Raw genomic sequence first — 23,929 nt, 5'->3', positions numbered from 1 at the left:
AGCCTCTGCGCAGCGGGACTTTTAAGCTGAATTTGTTTTTGACGTCAGATTTTTAACGCGAGGCGATCAAGTGGGCCCGCGGAAATCCCGTGGCAGGAGTTCCCGTGGGCAAAGACGGGGGGAATCAGGCGGTTTCCTGCTCTCTCAGAATGGTCAGCACGGTTTGCACATTTTGCGCGGCATCACGACCCAGACTGGTCAGATACCCGCCATCGGGCTGGTCGGTGAGTTCTTTTTCGAAGAGGCGTTTGGCGGCGGCGATGTGTTTCGGGGCAGCGGTCTGATGAATTTTCAAACCTTCCTGGGAACTGTCCAGGTTGAAGAGTGCGAGGACTTCCAGTTCGGCAACCAGCTCAGGGGTAAGCGACATAAGGACTCCAGACTTTCTAGGAATTGGACGACAGCGCCCCTAAGGTGAACCCGCTTTTGCGGCATGTCCAGTGCTCAGATCAGGGTTTTTGTCTTGAGGCGAATTCCAGTGTAGTCGGGGCTCGTGAGATGGCTGGACGGATACGTAACAAACATTGTGGGAGCGGGCTTGCTCGCGAAAGCGGTGGGGCCATCGACGAAAACATTGGATGTGCCGGCCCCTTCGCGAGCAAGCCCGCTCCCACAGGGATATAGGGGTTTACTGCTTTTCCGGTGGCAGCTCTGGCAGTGCACGCAGTGCCGCTTCGTACCATTGGGTGTCGAACGCGCGGTCTTCATCGAGCATCGCGTCAATTTCATAGGCCAGCACGTGCGCCATCAGATTGAGGATCTCTTCGCGCTCGACGCCCACCAGCGTCAGCTTGTTGAAAGTCGCCTTGGCCGCTGGCGGGTTGTCGCTTTCGATCTGGTTCTCGATGGCTTCGATCAACGTCGCCTCGGTGAACTCTTCTTCGTCGTTGTCGATGTCTGTCGGCTCGCTCATGGCAGGCTCCTCAAGGAAAGGCGCCAGTTTACCCGCATTCAGCGGCGTGATGCTGCTGGCAGGATCGAGTCCGGCGATCTATAAACAGTGACTGCCCACCCCGCACGGCCTGGAGGCTATGTGATGTTCAAGCTTTATGGATTCGCTGTCAGCAACTACTACAACATGGTCAAACTGGCGCTGCTGGAAAAAGGCCTGGCGTACGAAGAGGTGACGTTCTACCCGACGCCGACCCCGGAGTCACTGGCCATCAGTCCGCGCGGCAAAGTCCCGGTGCTGGGTGTCGAGGCGGGTTTCATCAATGAAACCGCGGTCATCCTCGAATACCTCGAACAGACCCAAAAAGGTACGCCACTGCTGCCGAGCGATCCGTTCGAGCGCGCGCAGGTGTTGGCGATAGCCAAGGAAATCGAGCTGTACATCGAGCTGCCGGGCCGCGCCTGTTATGGCGAAGCATTCTTTGGCGCATCGGTGCCGGAGGCGATCAAGGAAAAAACCAAAGCCGAGCTGTTGCTGGGTTTTGCTGCGCTGGGACGTCACGGCAAGTTCGCCCCTTACGTGGCGGGCGACAGCCTGAGCATTGCGGATTTGTATTTCCTTTACAGCGTGCCGCCGGCGTGTGCGGTCGGGAAAAAGCTGTTCGATCTGGATTTGCTGGCTGAGATGCCGAAGGCCAAGGCGCTGCTGGAGCGGCTTGAGCAGAATCCGCATGTGCAGAAGATTGCGGCGGACAAAGAGGCGGCGATGCCGACGTTTTTGGCGATGATCGCGGCGAAAAAATGAGATTTGTAGCGTTCTGAAGTCAGCATTCGCGAGCAAGCCCGCTCCCACATTGGATCTGTGCTGAACACAAAATCTGTGAACATCACCAATCCCCTGTGGGAGCGGGCTTGCTCGCGAAGCTTCTGGCTTTTTAGCGGCTGGCGATCAGCGCCTGGCCGCGCACCACCGCAGCCTTGACCTGCGCCGGCGCGGTCCCGCCGATGTGGTCACGGGCATTCACCGAGCCTTCCAGAGTCAGCACGGCGAACACGTCCTGCTCGATCTGATCGCTGAACTGACGCAGTTCTTCCAGGCTCATTTCCGCCAGATCCTTGCCGGTGTCCACGCCGTACTTCACGGCGTGACCGACGATTTCGTGGCAGTCACGGAACGGCAGGCCACGGCGTACCAGGTAGTCCGCCAGGTCGGTCGCGGTGGAGAAACCGCGCAGGGCCGCCTCACGCATGATCGCGTGTTTCGGCTTGATCGCCGGGATCATGTCGGCAAAGGCCCGCAGCGAGTCGCGCAGCGTGTCGGCGGCGTCGAACAGCGGTTCCTTGTCTTCCTGGTTGTCCTTGTTGTAGGCCAGCGGCTGGCCTTTCATCAGGGTCAGCAGACCCATCAGTGCACCGAACACCCGGCCGGTCTTGCCACGCACCAGCTCCGGTACGTCGGGGTTTTTCTTTTGCGGCATGATCGAGCTGCCAGTGCAGAAGCGGTCCGGCAGATCGATGAACTGGAACTGCGCGCTGGTCCACAGCACCAGCTCTTCGGAAAAGCGCGACAGGTGCATCATCGCGATGCTTGCCGCCGAGCAGAACTCGATGGCGAAGTCGCGATCGGAAACGTTGTCCAGCGAGTTGCCGCCCACGGCGTCGAAGCCCAGCAGTTGCGCGGTGTATTCGCGGTCGATCGGGTAGGTGGTGCCGGCCAGTGCAGCGCTGCCCAGTGGCATGCGGTTGGTGCGCTTGCGGCAGTCGACCAGGCGTTCGTAGTCGCGGCTGAGCATTTCGAACCAGGCCAGCATGTGGTGCCCGAAGGTCACTGGCTGCGCAGTCTGCAGGTGGGTGAAGCCCGGCATGATGGTCGCGGCTTCGCGCTCGGCTTGCTCCAGCAGGCCTTTTTGCAGGCGGGTGATCTCGGCCAGGATCAGGTCGATCTCGTCACGCAACCACAGGCGGATGTCGGTGGCGACCTGGTCATTGCGGCTGCGCCCGGTGTGCAGTTTCTTGCCGGTGATGCCGATGCGGTCGGTCAGGCGCGCTTCGATGTTCATGTGCACGTCTTCGAGGTCGACGCGCCAGTCGAACTGGCCAGCCTCGATTTCGGTCTGGATGGTCTTCAGGCCATCGATGATGCTGTCGCGCTCGGCATCCGTCAGCACGCCGACCTTGGCCAGCATGGTGGCGTGGGCGATCGAGCCCATGATGTCGTGGCGATACAGGCGCTGGTCGAAAGTGACGGAGGCGGTGAAGCGGGCGACGAAGGCGTCGACGGGTTCACTGAAGCGGCCGCCCCAGGACTGATTGGTCTTGTCAGTGCTCATGAATTCGCTCGTATCGGCTTGGAGAAAGAAGGCGTGAAACGCTGGCGCGGATAATAACAGGGTTGCCAATCCTGTCGCTGACACCGGTCGATACGTTTTTTTCTCATCTGCTGGTTCATAGTCGGCGCTCTAACCGGGGGATTTGCGCAAGGATATTTTTCGATTGAGCAATATCAGCCCGGCAAGCGTCTACAGTAGGACATAAGGGTCGGCGCGACTGCGGATCGCGCAAACGTCCGGACGCCGACTATAAGAAGAGGGGGTGGGTGGATTTGTCCTTTGGCAAACCCCGTGAGAAACGCAGGAAACAGCGGGCTTTGAGCAGTACGACCCGGGCACTGGCAAATATTGCTGGCCGACGTACGGCACTTTTTGGCGCTCGGGCTAGTCTTAGCGTGGATCGCGGTGACGGACGTCACTTCACCTGTCTACGCTATCCTTGTGCGAGACTCACGCAGGAATCCAGCGCAATATGAATGTCCTGATCGTTGATGACGAACCACTGGCTCGCGAGCGCCTAAGCCGTATGGTAAGCGAGCTCGAGGGTTACACAGTCCTGGAGCCCAGCGCCACGAATGGCGAAGAGGCGTTGGCGCTGATCGACAGCCACAAGCCGGATATCGTGCTGCTCGATATCCGCATGCCGGGCCTCGATGGCCTGCAAGTGGCTGCCCGTCTGTGCGAACGCGAAACGCCGCCCGCCGTGGTGTTTTGCACCGGCCCCGATGAATTTGCCGTGGAAGCCCTGCAGGCCAGCGCCGTGGGCTATGTGGTGAAACCCGTGCGAACCGAACATCTGCATGACGCCCTGAAACGGGCTGAACGTCCCAACCGGGCCCAACTCTCGGCCCTGACCCGCCCTGCTGCCGAAAGCGGCAACGGCCCGCGCAGTCATATCAGCGCCCGCACCCGCAAAGGCATCGAGCTGATCCCGCTGGATCAGGTGGTCTACTTCATTGCCGATCACAAGTACGTGACGTTGCGCCATGAGAGCGGCGAAGTGCTGCTGGACGAACCCCTCAAGGCCCTCGAAGACGAATTTGGTGAACGCTTCGTGCGTATCCACCGCAACGCGCTGGTCGCCCGTGACCGCATCGAGCGTCTGCAACGCACGCCACTGGGGCATTTCCAGTTGTTCCTCAAGGGTCTGAACGGCGATGCATTGATCGTCAGCCGCCGGCATGTGGCCGGTGTGCGCAAAATGATGCAGGGCCTGTAACCCGGTCATTCCGGGCGGTTCCGGAGTCTTTTTACCAGGCATTGCCGGCCAGGGAGGCCACGCCGTATCTGATTCAAGTCAAAGTGGATTTGGCTGAGCTGTTATTATCCGCCGTATCTATTCAGTACGGATTGATCCATGTCCTCTCGCGAAATCCGCATCGCCACCCGTAAAAGTGCGCTGGCCCTCTGGCAGGCCGAATACGTCAAAGCCCGTCTGGAAGCGGCCCATCCGGGTCTGCTGGTGACGCTGGTGCCCATGGTCAGTCGCGGCGACAAGCTGCTCGACTCACCGCTGTCGAAAATCGGCGGCAAGGGCCTGTTCGTCAAGGAACTGGAAACCGCGCTGCTGGAGAATGAAGCCGACATCGCCGTGCACTCGATGAAAGACGTGCCGATGGACTTCCCCGAAGGTTTGGGTCTGTTCTGCATCTGCGAACGCGAAGACCCGCGTGATGCCTTCGTTTCCAATACTTACGCCAGCCTCGACGCGTTGCCTGCCGGTGCCATCGTCGGTACCTCCAGCCTGCGTCGTCAGGCACAGCTGCTGACCCGCCGCCCCGATCTCGAGATCCGCTTCCTGCGCGGTAACGTCAACACTCGCCTGGCCAAGCTCGATGCCGGCGAGTACGACGCGATCATCCTCGCGGCGGCCGGTCTGATCCGTCTCGGTTTCGAAGACCGGATTACCTGCGCGATCAGTGTCGACGACAGCCTGCCCGCCGGTGGCCAAGGCGCCGTTGGTATCGAATGCCGCAGCGCCGACAGGCAAATCCATGCCTTGCTCGCGCCACTGCATCACGCCGATACCTCTTCGCGTGTGACCGCCGAACGGGCCCTCAACAAACATCTGAATGGCGGCTGCCAGGTGCCGATCGCCTGCTACGCCGTGCTCGAAGGTGAGCAGTTGTGGTTGCGTGGCCTGGTGGGCGAGCCGAGCGGTGGCAAGCTGCTCAGCGCCGAAGCGCGCGCACCGCGTACCGATGCCGAAGCGCTGGGTGTGAAGGTCGCTGAAGACCTGCTCAGCCAGGGTGCCGACGACATTCTCAAAGCGGTCTATGGCGAGGCAGGTCACGAGTGACCGGCTGGCGCCTGCTGCTGACGCGCCCTGCGGACGACTGCACGGCGCTGGCCGAGGTGTTGGCCCAAGCCGGTTTTTTCAGCAGTTGCCTGCCGCTTCTGGACATCGCACCGCTGCCGGTCTCTGAGAAAATACGTCAGGCGATGAGCCAGTTGCCGAACTGCAGCGCAGTCATCGTGGTCAGCAAACCGGCGGCGCGAATTGCTGTCGACCTGCTCGATACTTTTGACCTGAACCCGGTATCGATGCCGTGGTTCAGCGTCGGTGCGGCGACGGCGCAGATTCTTCGCGATCGTGGCCTGGACGTGCACTTCCCGGCCACCGGCGATGACAGCGAAGCCTTGCTGCAATTGCCGCGTCTGCGCGAAGCCGTTGCGCAGCCTGATGCGCAGGTGTTGATCCTGCGCGGGGAGGGTGGTCGTGAGCTGCTCGCCGAGCGTCTGCGCGCGCTAGGTGCTAGTGTCGAGTATCTGGAGTTGTATCGGCGCGACCTGCCGGCCTATCCGCCGCACGAACTGACGCGGCGGATTGCAGCGGAACGCTTGAACGGGCTGGTGGTCAGCAGTGGACAGGGTTTCGAGCACTTGCGCCGCATGGCCGGCGCTGCCTGGCCTGCGATTGCGCAGTTGCCGTTGTTTGTTCCAAGCCCAAGGGTCGCCGAGCTGGCACGTGCCGCCGGGGCTCAAACAGTTGTGGATTGCCGCGGCGCGAGTGCCGCGGCTTTGCTGACGGCGTTACGGGAGCATCCCGTGCCCGTTCTCTAATGCAAAGGATGGATACGTGAGCGAAACAGCCTTGCCCAAAGATGACGTCCAACCTGTGATCGATGCCCAGGTTGAAACTCCACCGCCGGCCAAAGAGCCGCGCCGAGGCAACGGACTGGCCATTGTCGCCCTGTTGCTCGGCGCTGCCGGCGTGGCGATCGGTGGCTGGGGTGTCTGGCAGGTGCGTCACCTGCAGACCAACACCGCACAGCAGTCGGGCCAGGTGCAGGCGCTGAACGATCAGGCGCAGAGCCTCAAGCTCAATGAGCAGCGCCTGACCGAGCGCCTCGCGCAGTTGCCGGGTGCCGACGAGCTTGCTGATCGCCAGCGTCTGGTGACGCAATTGCAGGGTGATCAGCAGCGCCTCAACCAGCGTCTGGAAACCGTCCTCGGCGCCAGCCGCAAGGACTGGCGTCTGGCCGAGGCCGAGCACCTGCTGCGCCTGGCCAGCTTGCGTCTGTCAGCCTTGCAGGACATCAGCAGCGCCCAGGCGCTGGTGCAGGGCGCCGACGAAATCCTCCGTGAACAGAACGACCCGGGCTCGTTCGCTGCTCGCGAGCAAGTGGCAAAAACCCTTGTTGCCCTGCGCAGCACCGAGCAGCCGGATCGCACCGGCTTGTTCCTGCGCATTGGCGCCTTGCGTGATCAGGTCATCGAGCTGACCGAGCTGGCGCCGGAGTACAAGGATCGCGGCGAATCGCTGCTGGGCCTGACCGCCGACGGCGATGGTGCCAGTCGCTGGGCACAGTGGTGGGATCAGGTTTCGCGTTACATCCGCATCGACTTCAACGCTGACAAGAATGTGAAGCCACTGCTGGCCGGGCAAAGTCTGAGCCAGGTGCGCCTGGCCCTGAGCCTGGCGCTGGAGCAGGCGCAGTGGGCCGCGCTCAATGGTCAGGCGCCGGTTTACACCCAGGCGCTGACTGAAGCACGAGACGTGCTCAAGGGCAATTTCAATCCGGATAATCCGCAGAGCAAAATCATGCTCGAACAGGTCGCCGAGCTGAGCCAGCAACCGGTCACGGTCAAGACGCCCGACCTGACCGGCACGCTGAGCGCGGTGCAGGGTTATCTGGAGCGACGTAACGTCAACGCTGAAGAATCGGTCAAACCGTTCGCCAAACCTGCCGCCAACACTGCGCAGGAGACCACGCCATGAAACGCCTGTACGTGATCGTGTTTCTGGTGATTGCCTCGACGGCAGCGCTGGGCCTGGCGATTGCCGAACACTCCGGGTACGTGCTGGTTGCCTACAAGAGCTTCCGTTACGAGGCGAGCCTATGGGCCACGCTGGGGCTGATCGCGGTGCTGTGGCTGCTGATCTGGGGCATCAAGGCGCTGGTCGAACTGGTCATGGCTTCCAGCGGCGTGGTCAATCCGTGGTCGCGGCGTAACCGCAGCCGTCGGGTTCAGGTGGCGATCGAACACGGTCAGCTGGATCTGGCAGAAGGACGTTGGGCCAGTGCGCAACGGCATCTTTCTCGCGCTGCAGAAGCCGAGCGCCAGCCGCTGCTGTATTACCTCGGCGCCGCACGCGCGGCCAACGAACAGGGCAAGTACGAGGAGTGCGATCACTTGCTCGAGCGTGCGCTGGAGCGCCAGCCGCAGGCCGAACTGGCAATTGCCTTGAGTCACGCGCAACTGCAGACCGATCGCGGTGACACCGACGGCGCACTGGTGACCCTGCAGGCGATGCACGAGCGGCATCCGCACAACGTGCAGACCTTGCGTCAGTTGCAGCGTTTGCATCAACAGCGCGGCGACTGGTCGGCTGTCATCCGTCTGTTGCCGGAGCTGCGCAAGGACAAGGCGCTGCCACCGGCTGAGCTGGCAGAGCTCGAACGTCGTGCCTGGGGTAACAACCTTTCGCTGGCGGCGCACCGCGACGAGGACGGCAAAGTCGGTCTGCAGTCACTCAATCGTGCCTGGGAGCAACTGAGTTCGGCCCAGCGCCAGGAGCCGGCGCTGGTGCTGGCGTATGCCGAGCAACTGCGTCAGCTGGGCGCTCAGGTCGAAGCCGAGGAAGTGCTGCGTGGCGCCCTCAAGCGCAAGTACGACAGCCATCTGGCGCGACTGTATGGCTTGGTGCGCGGTAGCGATCCGGCGCGTCAGTTGCAGACCGCCGAAGGCTGGCTCAAGGATCATCCGGCCGATCCGAGCCTGTTGCTGACCTTGGGACGGCTCTGTCTGCAAGCCAGTTTGTGGGGCAAGGCACGGGATTATCTGGAGAGCAGCCTGCGGGTGCAGCGCAATCCGGAAGCCTGCGCAGAATTGGCGCGCCTGCTCGCGCAGCTGGGTGACACCGAGCGCAGCAATCAGTTGTTCCAGGAAGGTCTCGGACTGCTGGATGAGCGCCTCCTGGCCGCGCCATTGCCGGTGCCGGTTCACGCTTGAAATCACGAGGGAGGATGCTCCCTCGTTAACGTTCTGCGAACGAATAATTACCTCTGACCGACGTCTTAGGCAAAGTCCTACAGTCGGCTACGCCTATTCCTCTCGCCCCTGTCGGGTTTTCCCTACACTCCTGTTGAACTGTCGGCAGGGACCCGCCTTGAAAGGCTGACAAGCTTTCCTCTACCGTAACTGCCTGTCTCTACTGTTACGGAAAAGCCATGTCGTTGGCCTGTTCACGCTCCTTGTTTTTCACGGCTTTCACTGCAGGGGCTCTGGCCCTGGGAGCTTCCTATTACCTCGAATACGCGGTCGGGCTGACGCCCTGCAGCCTGTGCCTGGCGCAACGATTCTTCATGGCATTGCTGACGGTCTGTTGCGGGCTGGCGGCGGTCCATGGCCCGCGGCGTGTCGGCTTGTCGCTGTACTGGATGATCATGTTTTGCGTCAGTCTGGGCGGGACGACCGCCGCCTGGCGGCAGGTGTTGTTGCAGAGCGATCCGCTGGTGCAAATGACGAGCTGCGCGCCCGATTCCGAAGCGCTGTTCAGCAACCTGCCGTGGTTGTGCGCAACGGTGCGGATGTTTAAAGGCGGTGTCGATTGCGCAGATATTTCCTGGACGCTGTTCGATTTGAGTATCCCGGAATGGAGCCTGCTGTTCTTTGTGGCAATGTCGATCCTGGCGGTGTACCAATTGCTGCGGCTGGTCTGGAGCGCTCTGCAACGACCGCTCAGCGGCGAAGCGTCGCACCGTATGCTGATCAGGGATTAAACACTTGTATGAACTTTATCTCCTGCGTACCTTGAAGCCATAGGCGTGCGGGCATAATCTGGCCCGCACGTGTCATTGGATTTATGTTGCTCGATGACGCTCTGCCCGGTCGGCCTCCAAGCGATAAAAGCCAGAAGAGGGGCGCGGGTGTAGAGCAGCATGACCCACAAGGGAAGAGAGATCGCCATGCTCGAAAGTTGTCAGAATGCTCAGGAACGCTGGGGTGGAGTTCATCTGCTGATCGACCGCTGGTTGCAAGAGCGTGAAGAACTGATCGGTGCCTACGACAAGCTCGGTGCGCAACCTGAGGCGCTGTCCGAGAACCGCAAGCCCTTGCAGGAATTCTGCGGTGTGCTGGTCGATTATGTCTCGGCCGGGCATTTCGAGATCTACGAACAGCTGACGGGCGAAGCCAAGGCGTTCGGTGACACGCGCGGCCTGGAACTGGCCGAAACAATCTATCCACGCATCGACGTCATCACTGAGAAGCTGCTGGCGTTCAACGATCTGTGCGATGAGGGCAAATGCGTCGCCGAGAAGTTCAAGGAGCTGGGCGGCCTGCTTCACGAGCGCTTCGAGCTGGAAGACTGTCTGATTGAGGTGCTGCACACGGCACACAAGGAAGTAGACACAGCTCAAGCCTGACTGGTTTTTTGCAGGCACAAAAAACGCGGTACGCCGAGCGCGCACCGCGTTTTTTTATGCCTGTGCATCGGGGGCGGTCAGCTTGTTGCGCCGCGCAACTCGACTTCAAACACCAGCGGCGTAAACGGCGCAATCAGATCGCCCGCACCGTCGGCGCCATAGGCTTGATCAGATGGAATCACCAGTCGCCACTTGGCGCCCACCGGCATGTTCTGCAACGCGGTACGCCAGCCGGCAATCACGCTGTCGAGGCTGAACCATTGCGGCTGAGTGTTCTGATCGAACACCGTGCCATCGGGCAGTCGACCAACGTAAAGCACCTGCACTTTTCCATCCGGCCCGGCCTTGGCGCCATTGCCCGGTGTCAGCTCGGTCAGCAGGATGCCGTCGGCCAGTTCCTTGACACTTGGTTTGGCTTTTTCTGCGGTGAGAAAACGTTGCTCGTTTTCCATCGCGGCATCGCTTGAAGGCAGCGCCGAATGTTCGGCGTTTTGCGCTTCATGATCGGCCAGGATCTGCTCGATCCGCGCTTCGCTCAGGGCCAGTGGCTTGCCTTGATAGGCCTGCTGCAAACCGTCGACCAGTGCCTGGATCTGCAATTGCGGCACCTCTTGGCGCAGCCGTTCACCGAGACTGGCGCCGAGACTGTAGGCCAGATCATGGGCGTCGCTCGTGGTGGTTTTTTCGTCGGCGTGGGCGGCGGAAAAAATCATGCAGAGGGATAAAAAAAAGTAGCGCGACATGGGCACTCTCCGTCCTGAGATGCGGGCGATTATGCCAGCGCGAACGTCTGCAACGGTGAACTGCTTTTGTCTTTGTGCAGAACATTTTCACTTCGTTGCAACGCAATGGTTTCGTTACTGTCAAGATGACCTAGCGGCGGTAACTGCAGAGGTCTAGTATGAGCCGCACTCACGTCAGCCAGGAGGTAAACCATGTCGGCCACCAAGAAGCCTGTAAACACTCCGTTGCACTTACTCCAACAACTCTCGGGCAGCCTGCTCGAGCATTTGGAAAACGCTTGCTCCCAAGCCTTGGCTGATGCTGAAAAACTGCTCGCCAAACTGGAAAAGCAACGCGGCAAGGCGCAAGAAAAACTGCACAAGTCCCGCACCAAATTGCAGGACGCAGCCACTGCCGGTAAAGCCAAGGCACAGAACAAGGCCAAGGCTGCCGTGAAGGAGCTTGAAGACCTGCTCGATGCGCTGAAGGATCGTCAGTCCGACACCCGCAGCTACATTCTGCAACTCAAGCGCGATGCCCAGGAAAGCCTGAAACTGGCCCAGGGTGTCGGTCGCGTGCAGGAAGCCGCCGGCAAGGCGCTGACCTCCCGCGCAGCCAAACCTGCAGCAGCACCTGCGAAGAAAGCGGCAGGCAAACCTGCTGCGGCGAAAGCCCCTGCGAAAACCGCTGCTGCCAAGCCCGCGGCCAAACCAGCGGCCAAGGCGCCAGCTAAAGCAGCGGCCAAGCCTGCTGCAAAAACCGCGGTGAAAAAACCTGCTGCGGCCAGCGCTGCAAAACCTGCCGCACGCACTGCCGCCGCCAAGCCGGCTGCTGCAAAACCAGCTGCAAAACCAGCTGCTCGCAAAGCGACTCCGGCAAAAACCGCCGCGGCTAAACCAGCGGCCAAACCCGCTGCCAAAGTTGCAGTAAAACCGGCTGCCAAGCCAGCCGCCAAAACTGCAGCGGCCAAGCCTGCGACCAAACCGGTCGCTGCAAAACCAGCTGCCAAAGCCGTTGCCAAGCCTGCCGCGAAAACCGCTGCCAAACCTGCTGCGGCCAAACCGGCAACCGCTGCTGCCAAGCCAGTAGCCAAGCCTGCTGCCAAACCAGCAGTTGCCAAGCCAGCAGCAAAACCAGCCGCCAAACCTGCCGCGAAAAAACCGGCCGCCGCCAAACCAGCCGCCGCGAAACCGGCGACCGCACCTGCCGCCAAGCCAGCCGCTCCAGCGCCGGCCGCTGCACCTGCCGCCGCTTCTACCTCGACCACCACGACTGCGCCAACGCCGGCCGCTGCGTCGAGCGCCACCAGCAACCCGACCAGCGCTTCCTAAGTGCCGGTTGCCGCGATGCGCAGCACTTGCAGCGCGTCGCGGTTCGGGCTGGCGGCCATTGCCGCCAGACGCTCAAGCCATTCTTCCGACGCGGATGCAGCCTGCAACGGCCAGTCCTGAGCGACCTGTTCCAGTTGCCACAGCAGATGCCGTTCGGCTTCCAGTTCCAGCGCCTTCATCTGTTCACGCAGGGCCTTGAGCACCGGGTCTTCCTCGGCCAGGGTTTTCCATTGAGTGCGTAATGCACGCAGCGGCTGCACCACCTCCACATCCCAAGGCCCCACCAGCATTTTCAGCTGTTGTACGCGCTGTTCGTCGCAGGCCACGCCACGTTGTTCCAGCCACAGACCGCACAGCAACAGGCACACATTGGCCCCCGCCGTTTGCAGTTGCAGGCAGGCATGTTCCACGCCCGGTCGGGCGTAGGTGGCAAGGGAAAAGCTCCACAGGTCAGAGGACATCGTGCTACTCGCGCCAGTTGTGAGCGAAGCTGGTAGACTCCGCCGCCATTATGATCCGACTTCAGAACCTGACTTTACAGCGTGGCCCGCAACGTCTGCTAGAAGACGCCGAGCTGACCCTGCACGCCGGCCACAAAGCCGGCCTCATCGGTGCCAACGGCGCCGGCAAATCGAGCCTGTTCGCCCTGTTACGCGGCGAGTTGCATCCGGACTCGGGCGATTGCCTGTTGCCGGCCGACTGGCGCATCGCGCACATGCGCCAGGAGGTCGACACCCTCGAGCGCCTGGCGGTCGACTATGTGCTCGATGGCGACCTGCGTCTACGCGAAGTGCAGCGTGACCTCGCCGCCGCCGAAGCGGCCCACGATGGCACGGCACTGGCCCGTTTGCACGCCGAACTCGACAGCGCTGACGGCTATACCGCCGATGCACGTGCGCGCAAATTGCTGGCCGGTCTTGGTTTCACCAACGAGCAGATGGATCGTCAGGTAGGAGATTTCTCCGGTGGCTGGCGGATGCGTCTGAACCTGGCGCAGGCCTTGATGTGTCCATCGGACCTGTTGCTGCTCGACGAACCGACCAACCACCTGGACCTCGACGCAATCATCTGGCTCGAAGAGTGGCTGAAAAGCTACCCGGGCACTTTGCTGCTGATTTCCCACGACCGCGACTTCCTCGATGAAGTGGTCGATCACGTGGCCCATGTCGATCAGCGCAAACTGACCCTGTACCGGGGCGGCTATACCGCGTTTGAACGTGCCCGTGCCGAACGTCTGGCCCAGCAACAGCAGGCTTACGAGAAGCAGCAGGCGCAACGTGCGCACATGGAAAGCTACATCGCTCGCTTCAAGGCCCAGGCCACCAAGGCCCGTCAGGCGCAGAGCCGAATCAAGGCCCTGGAGCGCATGGAAGAGCTGTCGGCGGCCCACGTCGATTCGCCGTTCGATTTCGTGTTCCGCGAGTCGACCAAGATCTCCAGCCCGCTGATCGACCTGTCCGATGCACGTCTGGGTTATGGCGATAAAACCATCCTGGAGAAGGTCAAGCTGCAACTGACCCCAGGGGCGCGGATCGGCCTTCTCGGGCCGAACGGTGCCGGTAAATCGACCCTGATCAAGAACCTCGCCGGTGAGCTCGAGCCGCTGGGCGGGCGTCTGACCCGTGGCGAAAACACCGTCGTCGGCTACTTTGCCCAGCATCAGCTCGACTCGCTGGATGCCAAGGCCAGCCCGTTGCTGCACTTGCAGCGACTGGCGCCGACCGAGCGCGAGCAGACCCTGCGTGACTTCCTCGGCGGTTTCGACTTCCGTGGCGCGCGCATCGACGAACCGGTGCTGAATTTCTCCGGTGGCGAAAAGGCGCGTCTGGCCCTGGCGTTGATCGCCTGGGAACGGCCGAACCTGCTGCTGCTCGACGAACCGACCAACCACCTCGATCTGGAAATGCGCCTGGCGCTGACCATGGCGCTGCAGGAATTCAGCGGCGCGGTGTTGGTGGTGTCTCACGATCGTCACTTGCTCAAGAGCACCACCGACAACTTCTACCTGGTCGCTGATGGCAAGGTCGAAGAGTTCGATGGCGATCTCGAAGACTACGCGCGCTGGCTGGTGGAATACCGTCAGCGCAACGCCCCGGTCAGCAACACGCCGGTCAATCCGGACAAGACCGACAAGAAAGCTCAGCGTCAGGCTGCCGCTGCGTTGCGTCAGCAATTGGCGCCGCACAAGCGTGAAGCCGACAAGCTCGAAGCTGAGCTGGGCAAGCTCCACGAGAAACTCGCCAAGGTCGATGCCAGTCTCGGTGACAGCGACATTTACGAGCCTGCGCGCAAGAATGAGCTGCGTGATCTGCTGGCCGAACAGGCCAGACTGAAGGTTCGCGAAGGCGAGCTGGAAGAAGCCTGGATGGCAGCGCTCGAAACCCTGGAAAGCATGCAGGCGGAGCTGGAGGCGCTGTCCTGATGGACGCGTTCAAGCTTCCTTTGCCGGCAGTGTGGGTCGAGCCGATCTGGCTCGGCGTGCAGATTCTGCTGATCCTGCTGGCCGGTTATCTGGCTCAGCGTTTCGTTGCCAAAGGCCTGACTCGTCTGGGGGAGCGCTACCCGTTCCCGCCGCAGTTGCTGATGCCGCTGCGCGGCGGGCTGCGCTGGCTGATCATGGGCAGTGCGCTGATCTTTGTGCTGGAACGCCTCGGCGTGTCGGCCACGGTGCTGTGGACGGCGCTGTCGGGTTTCGTCGCGGTGGCGGCGGTGGCGTTCTTCGCCATGTGGAGTGTGCTGTCGAACCTGCTCTGCGCGATCCTGATCTTCACCGTCGGCCCGTTCCGTCTGGGTGATGTGGTCGAACTGGTCGACACCACCGACAAGCCGGGTGTCAAAGGCCGGGTGGTGGCGATCAATCTGCTCTACACCACGTTGATCGAGGCTGAGGAACTGGGCACCGGCAGCGCCATGGTGCAAGTGCCGAACAGTCTGTTCTTCCAGCGCTCGGTGCGGCGCTGGCGCGGCAGCGATGTGTTTCCTTCCGGCGGTTTCGAAAAGTAGATTGCCCGGGCGTCTGATCTGACGCCTTCGCGAGCAGGCCCGCTCCCACAGTGTCCTGAGTGGAACACACAATGTGTGAACACCAAAGATCCTTGTGGGAGCGGGCTTGCTCGCGAAGGTGCCCCCGGTAGCCCCACAACATTCAGCAAAAAATCGGTAGTCATCCATTCAAACCCGGATTAGCTTAGGCATTTGTCACGAACATGAGCCGAGGTGTGCGATGGAGCTACAAACATGGCTGGCGTTTTTCGCCGCCTGCTGGGTGATCAGTCTGTCCCCGGGCGCCGGCGCCATTGCGTCGATGTCCAGCGGTCTGCAATACGGTTTCTGGCGTGGTTACTGGAACGCCCTCGGTCTGCAGATCGGCCTCGCGGTACAGATTGCGATCGTCGGCGCCGGTGTGGGCGCGATCCTCACCGCTTCGGCCACCGCGTTCTATGCGATCAAATGGTTCGGTGTGGCCTATCTGGTCTATCTGGCGGTCAAGCAATGGCGTGCGCTGCCCATGGACATGAGCGATGACGCGGCGGTACGGCCGATCGGCAAACCGTTGGCGCTGGTGTTCCGCGGTTTTCTGGTGAACATCAGCAACCCCAAGGCGCTGGTGTTCATGCTGGCGGTGCTGCCGCAGTTCATCAATCCGCATGCTCCGCTGCTGATGCAGTACCTGGTGATCGGCGTGACCATGATCTGCGTTGATCTGATCGTCATGGCCGGCTACACCGGGCTGGCATCGAAGGTGCTGCGCCTGTTGCGCACGCCGAAACAGCAGAAGCGCATGAACCGCACGTTTGCCGGGCTGTTCATCGGCGCGGCGGCGTTTATGGCGACGTTGCGCAAAGCCGTCGCGTGAAGCAACAGGCACAAAAAAGGCGACCCTCTCAGGTCGCCTTTTTCGTTTACGGCTGTCGAATCAGTGAAGAATCACCGGCGCCGTATCGCGCGGCAGGTTGTTGCGTTGCTGCGGCTCACGCGGCTGCTCGTAACCGCCGCCACCGAGCTGTTGGCTCAATTGCCCGGCGACGTCCTCGCCCAGTGCCTTGGACACCTCACGCACCACCCGAGGGCGGTTCAGCGAGATCTTGATGTCGCGCCCGTTCACCAGTTTGGTGTCCTGCGCTTCACCCATCGCCGTGAAGGCTGAAGTGATCTCGTAGGTCTTGGTGTTGATCAGACTGAAATCCGCCACCAGCGTCAGGCCCAGTACCGCCGAATAGCTGTCGGTGTGCGCCAGCTCGTTCATGTCCTGGGTGAAGTCGATGTCGGACACCGTGCCGAACAGCACATAGTCGGCGCCTTTGAAGCTGCCGGCCTTGATGCGTTTGATAACGTCATAGACGTCACCCTTGGACGACGCGGTGTACGGCGTGCCCTGCACCAGCTGGAACATGCCGGTACGCAGGATTTCACCCTTGATGTCGCCGGTGAATTTACGCAGCTCACCCTGCTCGATATAGCTGGTGGTCGCTTCCAGCTCGTTATAGCTCGATGAGCCACTGGAGCTGTAGTAACCCTCGCGGTAATTGTTCTGCGCCGAAACGATGTGGATGTATTGCTCCACACGCTCCTGATACGCCAGATCCGTCACCGCGACTTTGGGGGCCGCTTGCACGCTGAACGCGCAAGCCAGGGCCATCATGCCAATCCATGCGCGCATTGCTTAACGCTCCGTGGTTTTGCGGATCTCTTTTTCGTCCATCCACTCGGCCAGACCGCTTTCAACGTCGATCAGTTGCAGGCTGAATTTGTAGAAGACGTCCTTGTAGTCGCTGCTGCGCTTGACGATCGAGCTGATCGAACCTTCCAGGCGGTACTTGGCGGCGATCATGTTGCCGGTCTTGGCCACGCTGCTCTTCTTGTACAGGCCGCTCTGGTTTTGCAGCTTGAGCTGATCAACCTGGCTCTGCATCGCGGTGTTGTCGCTGGCGAAGCGGGCGGTGCCGGACTTCATCAGTTGGGTCTTGATGCTGGTGGTGATTTCGCGGGTATCGATGTACTCGCTGGTCTTGTTCTTCACGTCGTAGACCTGCACCACCGGACGGCCCTGCAGAATGCCGGACTGGGCCAGCGAGCGGGTCATCGACTCGGCGATCATTTGCAGATCGGTCGAACCGAATTCATTGGTCACGGTTTCAACCGCTTTGGTGTCGCCGTAGCTGATGTTCTTGCTGCCCAGGGTCGGCGAAGTGTTGGCGCAACCGGAAGCCAGCAGGGCGAGGACAGCGATCAAGGAAAAGCGTGCAAACATGGGAGTGCTCTCTAAAACAGGAATAGGGTGGCGGACTTAAGGCGTCTTGAGTTCCAGACGGAAATCCACGGCTTTGGGGGTCGGGGCGATGCCCTGAATGATGCTGGTCTGGGCGCCGTACATCATTTGGCTTTTCCAGACTTCTTCCTCGGCAATCGGGAAACCTTCCGGGCCGAGCCAGGCGAAGCGGTAGTAGAACGTCTTGTTGCTGTTGAGGGTGTTGGTCAACTGCACATTGACGGTCATGAAGCCGTTCTCGCGTGCCACGCGCATGGCGCCGACTGCGATGTGTTTCTGCGGGCCCATGGCCACGACCTTGCTCGCGGCGCTGCCCGGCTCAGGTGGTGGCGGGGTGGCGCAGCCGCTCGCCAGGACGGCGAGGGCGGCAACGGCGATGAGTTTGAAGCGCATGCAAAGACTCCGTTCTTAAGGTTGTTTGAGGCTGGCGACGTTGGTCGCACCGGCGCTCGGAATGACGTGGGCGGCGAGGCCCGCAGCGAACACCTGATTGCCCACGGCGCGCAGGCTGATCACCTGATAACGCTGATCGACGGTGACCTTGACCACCGAGCCACCGATGGCGCTCGGCAAACTGACTTGGTGCTCGCCTTTCTTCAAGCGCAGACGTACCACCTGGGTGTTGTCCGGCAGGGTGCGCCACGTACGGGTATCGGCACCTTCGAGCACAGCTGAAGAGATACCGACGGCCAGACCGGCCAGCGGATTGGTTTCGTTGATCTTCTTCTGCGCCACGCCTTTGGTGATTGCGCGCACGGTGGTGCGCACGATAATCCCCGGCATGTCATCGCGCAGGGCGCGGCGCGACATGGCAGTGGTGCTGTTGAGGGCAGTCAGGTTGACCTGCTGGCCATCGACGCCAATCTGCGCAAACGGCGCGGTGGAGGTGTCAGGCTTGATGATCGGGAACGACAGCGGGGTGATCACCACGTTGTTGGAGATCGGCAATGGCAGCGGTACGCGGATCGAGTCGCGTGATGGCGCCAGACCGCTTTGCACCACGATCAGGATGTCGCTGTCGTCGGATTTGCTTGGCTTGTCGAGATTGACCAGCGCCTGTTCCAGCAGTGGGGTGTTCGGACGCAGTTCGGCAGCCTTGCGGTAGCCCGGTGCAGCCAGGTCTTTCTCGCCCAGGGCTTCGTAGACGAAACCGGCCAGGTAATGGCTGAACGCACTCTGGTAGCTGTTTTTCAGGCTGACCACTTCCGGCGCATCAAGGCTGGCGACCGGGTAACCCTGCAGATCCTTGTATTGGGTCTTGATCCCTTCTTTCTCGGCCTCTTCCTCGCTCTTGAGGTATTCCTTGTCACGCAGGTCGGCGATCACGGCTTCACGTTCGTGAGTCTTCTTGATCGCGGTGCGGGCGCCGTCGAAGTCATTGACCGCCAGCAGGTTGAGGGCCATCTGCGTGGTCAGCATGACTTTTTCGTAGTCGTAGCCTTCGTAGCGACGAACCTTGTCGTTGACGATGAAGCTACCGAACTGAGCCAGGTATTTGCCGGAATCAAGCTTGACCGCGTCTTCCCACTGACCGACCACCTGATCGGCGCTGGTCCAGGCGTTCTGGCTGCCGGACAGGTCGCCCTTGGCGCGCAGCAACTCCCCCTTCTCGAAGTAATAGAGCAGGTCTTTGTCCGGGCCGGTGTTGTTCTTTTCCAGCAGGGTCAATGCGGCGTCGACGTTGCCGGTGGCCAGTTGCTGGTTGGTCTGGGCCAGTTCCGAATCGTAGTTGCGAAACGCCGAACAGCCGGACAGCAGAGTGACAGCGCTGAGCGCGATCAAGGTGGGAGCGCGGAATGCCATGGGGGTACTTCTTCCCTGAGCTTGAAACTGCAGCAGCCACCTGTGCTGGTCGGGCTGATGTGACCCATCGACAGTGGCGCTGGCCTCCTGCCAATTCCTCATAACCAGAGGAGCTTTTATGCCGCATCGCGATAGCGCGGGCGCGGCATTATAAGCAGGCGATGCTGGCCATGTAATAGCTTTTTAATCGCACTTGTTAGTTTGGTGCCATTACTTATTTCAGGCCGGATACGCGGGTTTCCAGCGCAGGGATGGCCTGAAAAGCGCTGCCATTCGCGTAAATCCGCTCGCCCAGCACACGCAGACCGATCATCTGACGGTTCTGGTCGATACGGATTTTCAGCGGTGCACCCGCATTCGGCAGGCTAATCAGATGTTCGCCCTTTTTCAGGCGCAGGCGCACAACCTGCGTCAGGTTGGGCAGGGTGCGCCACGTGCGGGTGTCCGCCTGCTCGAAACCGTCCCAGTGGGTCACGTAGGACGCTTTGCTCGGGTTACGTCGGTTGTCCGTGCCTTGCACGTCCGCTGCAAGAAATGCCCGGTAGGTCGTGCGCTGGATAATCCCGGGCATGTCGTCGCGCAGCGTGCGCAAGGACATGTCGGTGATGCTGTTGACCGCGATCAGCTGTTTTTGTCGACCATCGATACTGACCTGACTGATCGGCGGGGTTGAGGTGTCCGGCACCATCACCGGAAACGAGATGTTGGCGACGATGACTTGCCCGTCCGCCAGTTTCACCGGGTAAGGCACGCGTACCGAACTGCGGGCGGGCGCCAGGCCACTTTGCACAATGATCAGCACATCGCTTTCGTCGGCCTTGAGCCCGGGGCTGTCGAGGTCACGCAATGCCTGTTGGAAAAACGCCATGTCCGGGCGCAATTCAATGGCTTGCCGATAGCCGGGCGCGGCGAGGTCCTTTTCACCCAGTGCTTCATACGTGAAGCCGGCGAGATAGTGACTGAACGCACTTTGGTAACCGTTTTTCAGGGCAATCACCGCAGGCGATTCGAGCATCACCACCGGATAACCCTGCAAATCCTTGTAATGCACGCGTGCGCCCTGGGCCTTGGCGGTTTCCTCGATTTTTTCGTATTCCAGCTCCCGTTGCCGCGCTATCAGCGCTTCGCGTTCATGGGTTTTCCTGATGTCGGCGCGGGCGCCATCGAAGTCATTTTGCGCTAACTGATTGAGGGCCATTTGCGTGGTCAGCATGACCTTTTCATAGTCGTAGCCATCGTAGCGGCGCAGCTTGTCGTTGATGATGCTGCCCCAGTGATCGCCCATCGCGGCGAGCAACTTGTCGCCAGTGGTTTCGATCGTGTCCTGACGCTCGATGATCATCTGCTCGGCGCTGCGCCAGGTTGTCTGACTCTGCGCGAACTCGCCGCCGGCACTGAGGACGGCGCCCTTTTCGAAATAGTAGAGCAGGTCTTTTTCCGGGTCCGGGTTGTGCGCTTCGATCACGGACAGAGCGCCGTCGATGTTGCCGGCCTTGAACTGATCGGTGGTCTGTTGCAGTTCCAGATCGTAATTGCGATACGCCGCGCAGCCGCTCAGTTGGACAACGGCGGTGATCAACAGGGGCAGGAGCAAGCGATGGCGCATGAGGAGGGGTCATCCTTGGACGGGAAATGCAACGAAGTGGCGCATTATAGGGGGCGATAGTGGCTAAGTGATCCGTCGTTTTTGGTGGCCCATTGCACCGCTCATGTGTGGCGCTCAGCGGACTTTCCGGTGGGATGGCGCACGGGATTGAGCTAGCCTTGCTGGCCTGACGCATAAACGAATTGCGGGACTTTAATGAATCAACTGCAAGCCATGCGCGCATTTCGTTGCATCGTCGAATGTCGCGGCTTCAGCGCCGCCGCCGAGCGGCTCGACACCACGCACTCGACCATTTCCCGGCAGTTGCAGCAGCTGGAAAATGAACTCGGCACGCGCCTGATCAACCGCAACACCCGGCGTTTCAACCTGACCACGGCGGGGCAGCAGTATTACGCCGCGTGCGTGGACATCCTCGAACGCCTCGATCAAGCCGCGCTGGCGGTGGGGCAGGCCCATGAAAGCCCCAGCGGTGTGTTGCGCATCAGCGCGCCGATGGTGATCGGTACGCTGGAACTGGCGAGCTGGCTGCCAGCGTTTCAACAGCGCTATCCCGACATCGACGTGGAGCTGTCCTGCGATGATCGTTTCGTCGATCTGATTGCCGAGGGCTTCGACGTGACGCTGCGCATCTGCGGGCCATTGGCCGACTCGTCACTGGTGGCGCGCCTGCTGACCGTCTCGGACATGCTGCTGGTGGCGTCGCCGGCCTACGTTGCCCGCCACGGTCTGGTGCGTCAGGTGCGCGAGCTCGCCGGGCAGCAGTTGCTGGCGTTCGCCGGTGCCAGCGACTGGGTGCTGACTGACGCGCGCGGGGTTACCAGCGGCGTGCGTGCGCAAGGCCGGTTCAAGGCCGACTCGATCAGCTCGTTGCACGCCGCAGCGCTGGCCGGGGTCGGCATTGCCGCGTTCACCCGCGCCACGGTGCAGGACGATCTGCTCAGTGGCCGGCTGGTGCACATCCTGCCCCATTGCAGCCTCGGTCAGCGCCACTATTACGCGCTCTATCCGCATGCCCGGCATGTCGCGCTGAAGGTGCAGGTTTTCGTCGAGTTCATGCGCGAGCATTACCGCAACACCCCCGCAGCGCTGCGCTAAAACGCCACGAGTCGTCGACAAAGCTTGAGGGAAAGGCCTTCGAAGTGAACAATATGTAACTTCGCATTTCCATTTGAGACTCATTCATGACTGCCTCGTCCCGATTCCTGGCCTGGCTGGTGTTCCCTTTGTTTGCCCTGAGCAGTTTCAACCTGCTGGCCGACACCGTGGAAGGCGCCCCGCAGGCGCTGCACCTGCTCGATTACATCAGCGCCGACTACCCGCCGACGGTCGCGGCGGGCAAGGTCGTCGACGACGGCGAGTACCGCGAACAACTGGAATTCACCCAGGTGCTGCAAGGTTTGATCGCCGGCATGCCGGCCAAGCCAGAGAAGGCCGCACTGGAGCAGGGCGTCGAGGCTTTGCGCGTCGCCATCAGCGCGAAGCAGGACGGCGCTGAAGTCGCCCGGCAGGCCCGGCAACTGGGCGCGAAGCTGGCGGTGGCGTATGAAGTCAGCCAGGCACCGATCATCACGCCGGATCCGACCCGGGGCGCGCCGCTCTATGCGCAGAACTGCTCGGTCTGTCATGGCGACACAGGTGTTGGCGATGGTCCGGCGGGCCTCGGCATGAACCCGGCGCCGGCCAACCTGCGCGCTGCCGCACGGATGGACCACCTGAGTCTGTACGCGATCTACAGCACCCTCGGCCAGGGTGTCGAAGGCACCGACATGCCGGCGTTTGCCGATCAATTGGATGACCGTCAGCGCTGGGACCTGGCGACCTACATCGCCGGCTTCAGTGCCGACCCGGCAGCGGCCAGGTCCGACAAGGTCTACAACATTGCCGATCTGGCCCGCCAGACCCCGGCCGAAGTGCAGGCCGCCGAAGGTCCACAAGCCGCCGCGACCTTCCGCGCCCAGCGCGCGCAGCCGCCGCAGGTCAAGCGTGGCCCGGCGCAGTTGCTCGATTACACCGCTGCCACGCTGGACAAGAGCCTGGCCGCGTACCGCGCCGGTGATCGTGATCAGGCCTATGACCTGTCGGTGGCGGCTTATCTGGAAGGCTTTGAACTGGTCGAAAGCTCGCTGGACAACGTTGACGCCAACGTGCGCAAGGACACTGAAAAATCGCTGATGGCCTACCGTCAATCGCTGCAGGACGGTCTGCCAGTGGCGCAGGCCGAGCAGCGTCTGGATGCGGCAAAGGAAAAACTGAAAGCGTCTGCCGAACTGCTCGGCAGCGATGGCCTGAGCTGGTCGCTGAGCTTCATTTCCGGGCTGCTGATCCTGTTGCGCGAAGGTCTGGAAGCGATTCTGGTGTTGGCGGCGATCCTCGCCTTTCTGCGTAACACCGGTCAGCAGTCGGCGGTGCGCAGCGTCAACATCGGTTGGGGTCTTGCGCTATTGGCCGGTCTCGGCACCTGGGCGCTGGCGGCGTACGTGATCGACGTCAGCGGCTCGCAGCGTGAATTGCTCGAAGGCGCGACGGCGCTGTTCGCCAGTGTCATGGTGCTGTGGCTCGGGGTGTGGATGCACGACCGGCGTCACGCGGCGGCCTGGCAAGACTACATCAAGCAAAGTCTGGTGGGCGGTGGCGGGCGTTTCGGTTTCGCGATCCTCGCGTTTTTCTCGGTGTATCGCGAGCTGTTCGAAGTGATCCTGTTCTACGAAACCCTGTGGCTGCAGGCAGGTCCGGCCGGGCATGACGCGGTGCTGGCCGGTGGCGCCACGGCGCTGGTGCTGCTGGTCGGTCTGGCCTGGGTGATCCTGCGCGGCTCGGCGAAGTTGCCGCTGGCGCTGTTCTTCAGTATCAACGCCGGGCTGCTGTGTGCGTTGTCGGTGGTGTTCGCCGGCCATGGCGTGAAAGCGTTGCAGGAAGCCGGGATCTTCGGCACGCGGCCGGTGGCGTTCTTTGACTTCGACTGGCTGGGGATTCATGCCGATGCCTATTCGCTGACGGCGCAGGCGGTGGCGATTGTGGCGATTGTCGTGTTGTACGGGCGTAGTCGGATGGCCGAGAAAAAGCGCGTGACTGCTTAAGAGCATTCGGCGCGCTCACATTCGCGA

General features: G+C 61.4%; 24 protein-coding genes and 1 pseudogene. 15 read left to right on the top strand and 10 right to left on the bottom strand.

Annotated features, from left to right (window positions below; all coding sequences use genetic code 11):
- Window positions 1–124: 124 nt before the first annotated feature.
- Together AC1UK9_RS27390 and AC1UK9_RS27385 are read right to left on the bottom strand one after the other, a co-directional pair.
- Entirely contained in the window at window positions 125–370 is a 246-nt protein-coding gene (locus AC1UK9_RS27390) for a TIGR02647 family protein (RefSeq protein WP_003229392.1), read from the bottom strand.
- A 258-nt stretch (window positions 371–628) separates the two neighbouring features.
- Window positions 629–913 carry a hypothetical protein gene (locus AC1UK9_RS27385; RefSeq protein WP_025113253.1) on the bottom strand — a complete coding sequence of 95 codons (285 nt, stop codon included), beginning with the start codon at window positions 911–913 and terminating at the stop codon, window positions 629–631.
- Window positions 914–1,036: 123 nt separating this feature from the next.
- Here AC1UK9_RS27385 and AC1UK9_RS27380 point away from each other — a divergent pair, with 123 nt between their 5' ends.
- Window positions 1,037–1,696: a glutathione S-transferase family protein gene (locus AC1UK9_RS27380; protein WP_473013899.1), complete on the top strand. Its 660-nt coding sequence runs from the start codon at window positions 1,037–1,039 to the stop codon at window positions 1,694–1,696.
- 130 nt (window positions 1,697–1,826) lie between these two features.
- On the opposite strand, the gene argH is transcribed toward AC1UK9_RS27380, so the two are convergent.
- Window positions 1,827–3,221, bottom strand: a complete 1,395-nt coding sequence (gene argH, locus AC1UK9_RS27375) for an argininosuccinate lyase (protein ID WP_473013898.1) — start codon at window positions 3,219–3,221, stop codon at window positions 1,827–1,829.
- A gap of 326 nt (window positions 3,222–3,547) precedes the next feature.
- Between argH and AC1UK9_RS27370 the strand changes: the two are divergent.
- From AC1UK9_RS27370 to AC1UK9_RS27335, 8 genes and pseudogenes are all read left to right on the top strand, one after another.
- Window positions 3,548–3,697, top strand: a pseudogene (locus AC1UK9_RS27370) (sensor histidine kinase); the annotation flags it as partial.
- The gene (locus AC1UK9_RS27365) at window positions 3,694–4,440 is read left to right on the top strand and encodes a LytR/AlgR family response regulator transcription factor (protein ID WP_003229385.1); all 747 of its coding nucleotides are present in this window, start codon (window positions 3,694–3,696) and stop codon (window positions 4,438–4,440) included. The pseudogene AC1UK9_RS27370 and the gene AC1UK9_RS27365, both read left to right, overlap by 4 nt.
- Window positions 4,441–4,578: 138 nt before the next feature.
- Window positions 4,579–5,520, top strand: coding sequence for a hydroxymethylbilane synthase (gene hemC / locus AC1UK9_RS27360; RefSeq protein ID WP_473013897.1), 942 nt, complete (start codon window positions 4,579–4,581; stop codon window positions 5,518–5,520).
- Entirely contained in the window at window positions 5,517–6,284 is a 768-nt protein-coding gene (locus AC1UK9_RS27355) for a uroporphyrinogen-III synthase (RefSeq protein WP_482578837.1), read from the top strand. The genes hemC and AC1UK9_RS27355 overlap by 4 nt, the downstream gene beginning before the upstream one ends.
- 16 nt (window positions 6,285–6,300) lie before the next feature.
- Window positions 6,301–7,443 (top strand): uroporphyrinogen-III C-methyltransferase, encoded by a 1,143-nt coding sequence (locus tag AC1UK9_RS27350; RefSeq protein WP_473013895.1) that lies wholly within the window; start codon window positions 6,301–6,303, stop codon window positions 7,441–7,443.
- Window positions 7,440–8,678 (top strand): heme biosynthesis HemY N-terminal domain-containing protein, encoded by a 1,239-nt coding sequence (locus AC1UK9_RS27345; RefSeq protein WP_482578836.1) that lies wholly within the window; start codon window positions 7,440–7,442, stop codon window positions 8,676–8,678. The genes AC1UK9_RS27350 and AC1UK9_RS27345 overlap by 4 nt, the downstream gene beginning before the upstream one ends.
- A gap of 218 nt (window positions 8,679–8,896) precedes the next feature.
- On the top strand, window positions 8,897–9,448 hold the full coding sequence (locus tag AC1UK9_RS27340) for a disulfide bond formation protein B (protein ID WP_473013894.1): 552 nt from the start codon (window positions 8,897–8,899) through the stop codon (window positions 9,446–9,448).
- Between the two features lie 186 nt (window positions 9,449–9,634).
- The gene (locus tag AC1UK9_RS27335; RefSeq protein ID WP_025113261.1) at window positions 9,635–10,093 is read left to right on the top strand and encodes an Rsd/AlgQ family anti-sigma factor; all 459 of its coding nucleotides are present in this window, start codon (window positions 9,635–9,637) and stop codon (window positions 10,091–10,093) included.
- Window positions 10,094–10,170: 77 nt separating this feature from the next.
- On the opposite strand, the gene AC1UK9_RS27330 is transcribed toward AC1UK9_RS27335, so the two are convergent.
- Complete coding sequence (locus AC1UK9_RS27330; RefSeq protein WP_482578835.1) at window positions 10,171–10,836, bottom strand: FKBP-type peptidyl-prolyl cis-trans isomerase; 666 nt, start codon at window positions 10,834–10,836, stop codon at window positions 10,171–10,173.
- 192 nt (window positions 10,837–11,028) lie between these two features.
- Between AC1UK9_RS27330 and AC1UK9_RS27325 the strand changes: the two genes are divergently transcribed.
- Window positions 11,029–12,147 carry an AlgP family protein gene (locus tag AC1UK9_RS27325; protein WP_482578834.1) on the top strand — a complete coding sequence of 373 codons (1,119 nt, stop codon included), beginning with the start codon at window positions 11,029–11,031 and terminating at the stop codon, window positions 12,145–12,147.
- Here AC1UK9_RS27325 and AC1UK9_RS27320 read toward each other — a convergent pair.
- The gene (locus AC1UK9_RS27320) at window positions 12,144–12,608 is read right to left on the bottom strand and encodes a TIGR02444 family protein (RefSeq protein WP_482578833.1); all 465 of its coding nucleotides are present in this window, start codon (window positions 12,606–12,608) and stop codon (window positions 12,144–12,146) included. The genes AC1UK9_RS27325 and AC1UK9_RS27320 overlap by 4 nt on opposite strands.
- Before the next feature lie 50 nt (window positions 12,609–12,658).
- On the opposite strand from AC1UK9_RS27320, the gene AC1UK9_RS27315 reads away from it, so the two are divergent.
- The 3 genes from AC1UK9_RS27315 to rhtB all read left to right on the top strand — a co-directional run bounded on the left by AC1UK9_RS27315 (window position 12,659) and on the right by rhtB (window position 16,003).
- On the top strand, window positions 12,659–14,569 hold the full coding sequence (locus AC1UK9_RS27315) for an ATP-binding cassette domain-containing protein (RefSeq protein ID WP_025113265.1): 1,911 nt from the start codon (window positions 12,659–12,661) through the stop codon (window positions 14,567–14,569).
- Window positions 14,569–15,150 carry a mechanosensitive ion channel family protein gene (locus AC1UK9_RS27310; RefSeq protein ID WP_025113266.1) on the top strand — a complete coding sequence of 194 codons (582 nt, stop codon included), beginning with the start codon at window positions 14,569–14,571 and terminating at the stop codon, window positions 15,148–15,150. The genes AC1UK9_RS27315 and AC1UK9_RS27310 overlap by 1 nt, the downstream gene beginning before the upstream one ends.
- A 220-nt stretch (window positions 15,151–15,370) precedes the next feature.
- Window positions 15,371–16,003, top strand: a complete 633-nt coding sequence (gene rhtB / locus AC1UK9_RS27305; protein ID WP_473013892.1) for a homoserine/homoserine lactone efflux protein — start codon at window positions 15,371–15,373, stop codon at window positions 16,001–16,003.
- Between the two features lie 60 nt (window positions 16,004–16,063).
- Here rhtB and AC1UK9_RS27300 read toward each other — a convergent pair whose 3' ends face one another.
- From AC1UK9_RS27300 to AC1UK9_RS27280, 5 genes are all read right to left on the bottom strand, one after another.
- Window positions 16,064–16,807 (bottom strand): hypothetical protein, encoded by a 744-nt coding sequence (locus AC1UK9_RS27300; RefSeq protein WP_025113268.1) that lies wholly within the window; start codon window positions 16,805–16,807, stop codon window positions 16,064–16,066.
- Window positions 16,808–16,810: 3 nt separating this feature from the next.
- Complete coding sequence (gene lpoB, locus AC1UK9_RS27295) at window positions 16,811–17,398, bottom strand: penicillin-binding protein activator LpoB (RefSeq protein ID WP_025113269.1); 588 nt, start codon at window positions 17,396–17,398, stop codon at window positions 16,811–16,813.
- 36 nt (window positions 17,399–17,434) lie between these two features.
- A complete protein-coding gene (locus AC1UK9_RS27290) occupies window positions 17,435–17,809 on the bottom strand; it encodes a YcfL family putative periplasmic lipoprotein (protein ID WP_482578832.1) in 375 nt (124 codons plus the stop codon).
- A 15-nt stretch (window positions 17,810–17,824) separates the two neighbouring features.
- Window positions 17,825–19,219 (bottom strand): COG3014 family protein, encoded by a 1,395-nt coding sequence (locus tag AC1UK9_RS27285; RefSeq protein WP_482578831.1) that lies wholly within the window; start codon window positions 19,217–19,219, stop codon window positions 17,825–17,827.
- Between the two features lie 214 nt (window positions 19,220–19,433).
- On the bottom strand, window positions 19,434–20,825 hold the full coding sequence (locus AC1UK9_RS27280) for a COG3014 family protein (protein WP_482578830.1): 1,392 nt from the start codon (window positions 20,823–20,825) through the stop codon (window positions 19,434–19,436).
- Between the two features lie 195 nt (window positions 20,826–21,020).
- On the opposite strand from AC1UK9_RS27280, the gene AC1UK9_RS27275 reads away from it, so the two are divergent.
- Both AC1UK9_RS27275 and AC1UK9_RS27270 read left to right on the top strand, forming a co-directional pair.
- Window positions 21,021–21,920, top strand: coding sequence for a LysR family transcriptional regulator (locus AC1UK9_RS27275; RefSeq protein WP_482578829.1), 900 nt, complete (start codon window positions 21,021–21,023; stop codon window positions 21,918–21,920).
- A gap of 86 nt (window positions 21,921–22,006) precedes the next feature.
- On the top strand, window positions 22,007–23,902 hold the full coding sequence (locus AC1UK9_RS27270) for an FTR1 family protein (protein WP_482578828.1): 1,896 nt from the start codon (window positions 22,007–22,009) through the stop codon (window positions 23,900–23,902).
- Window positions 23,903–23,929 lie beyond the last annotated feature (27 nt).

The sequence above is a fragment of the Pseudomonas sp. AK-TSAG1-1 genome (assembly GCF_056821665.1).
The sequence above is the reverse complement of the archived record's forward strand: the minus strand, read 5'-3'. Positions and strand labels throughout refer to the sequence as shown.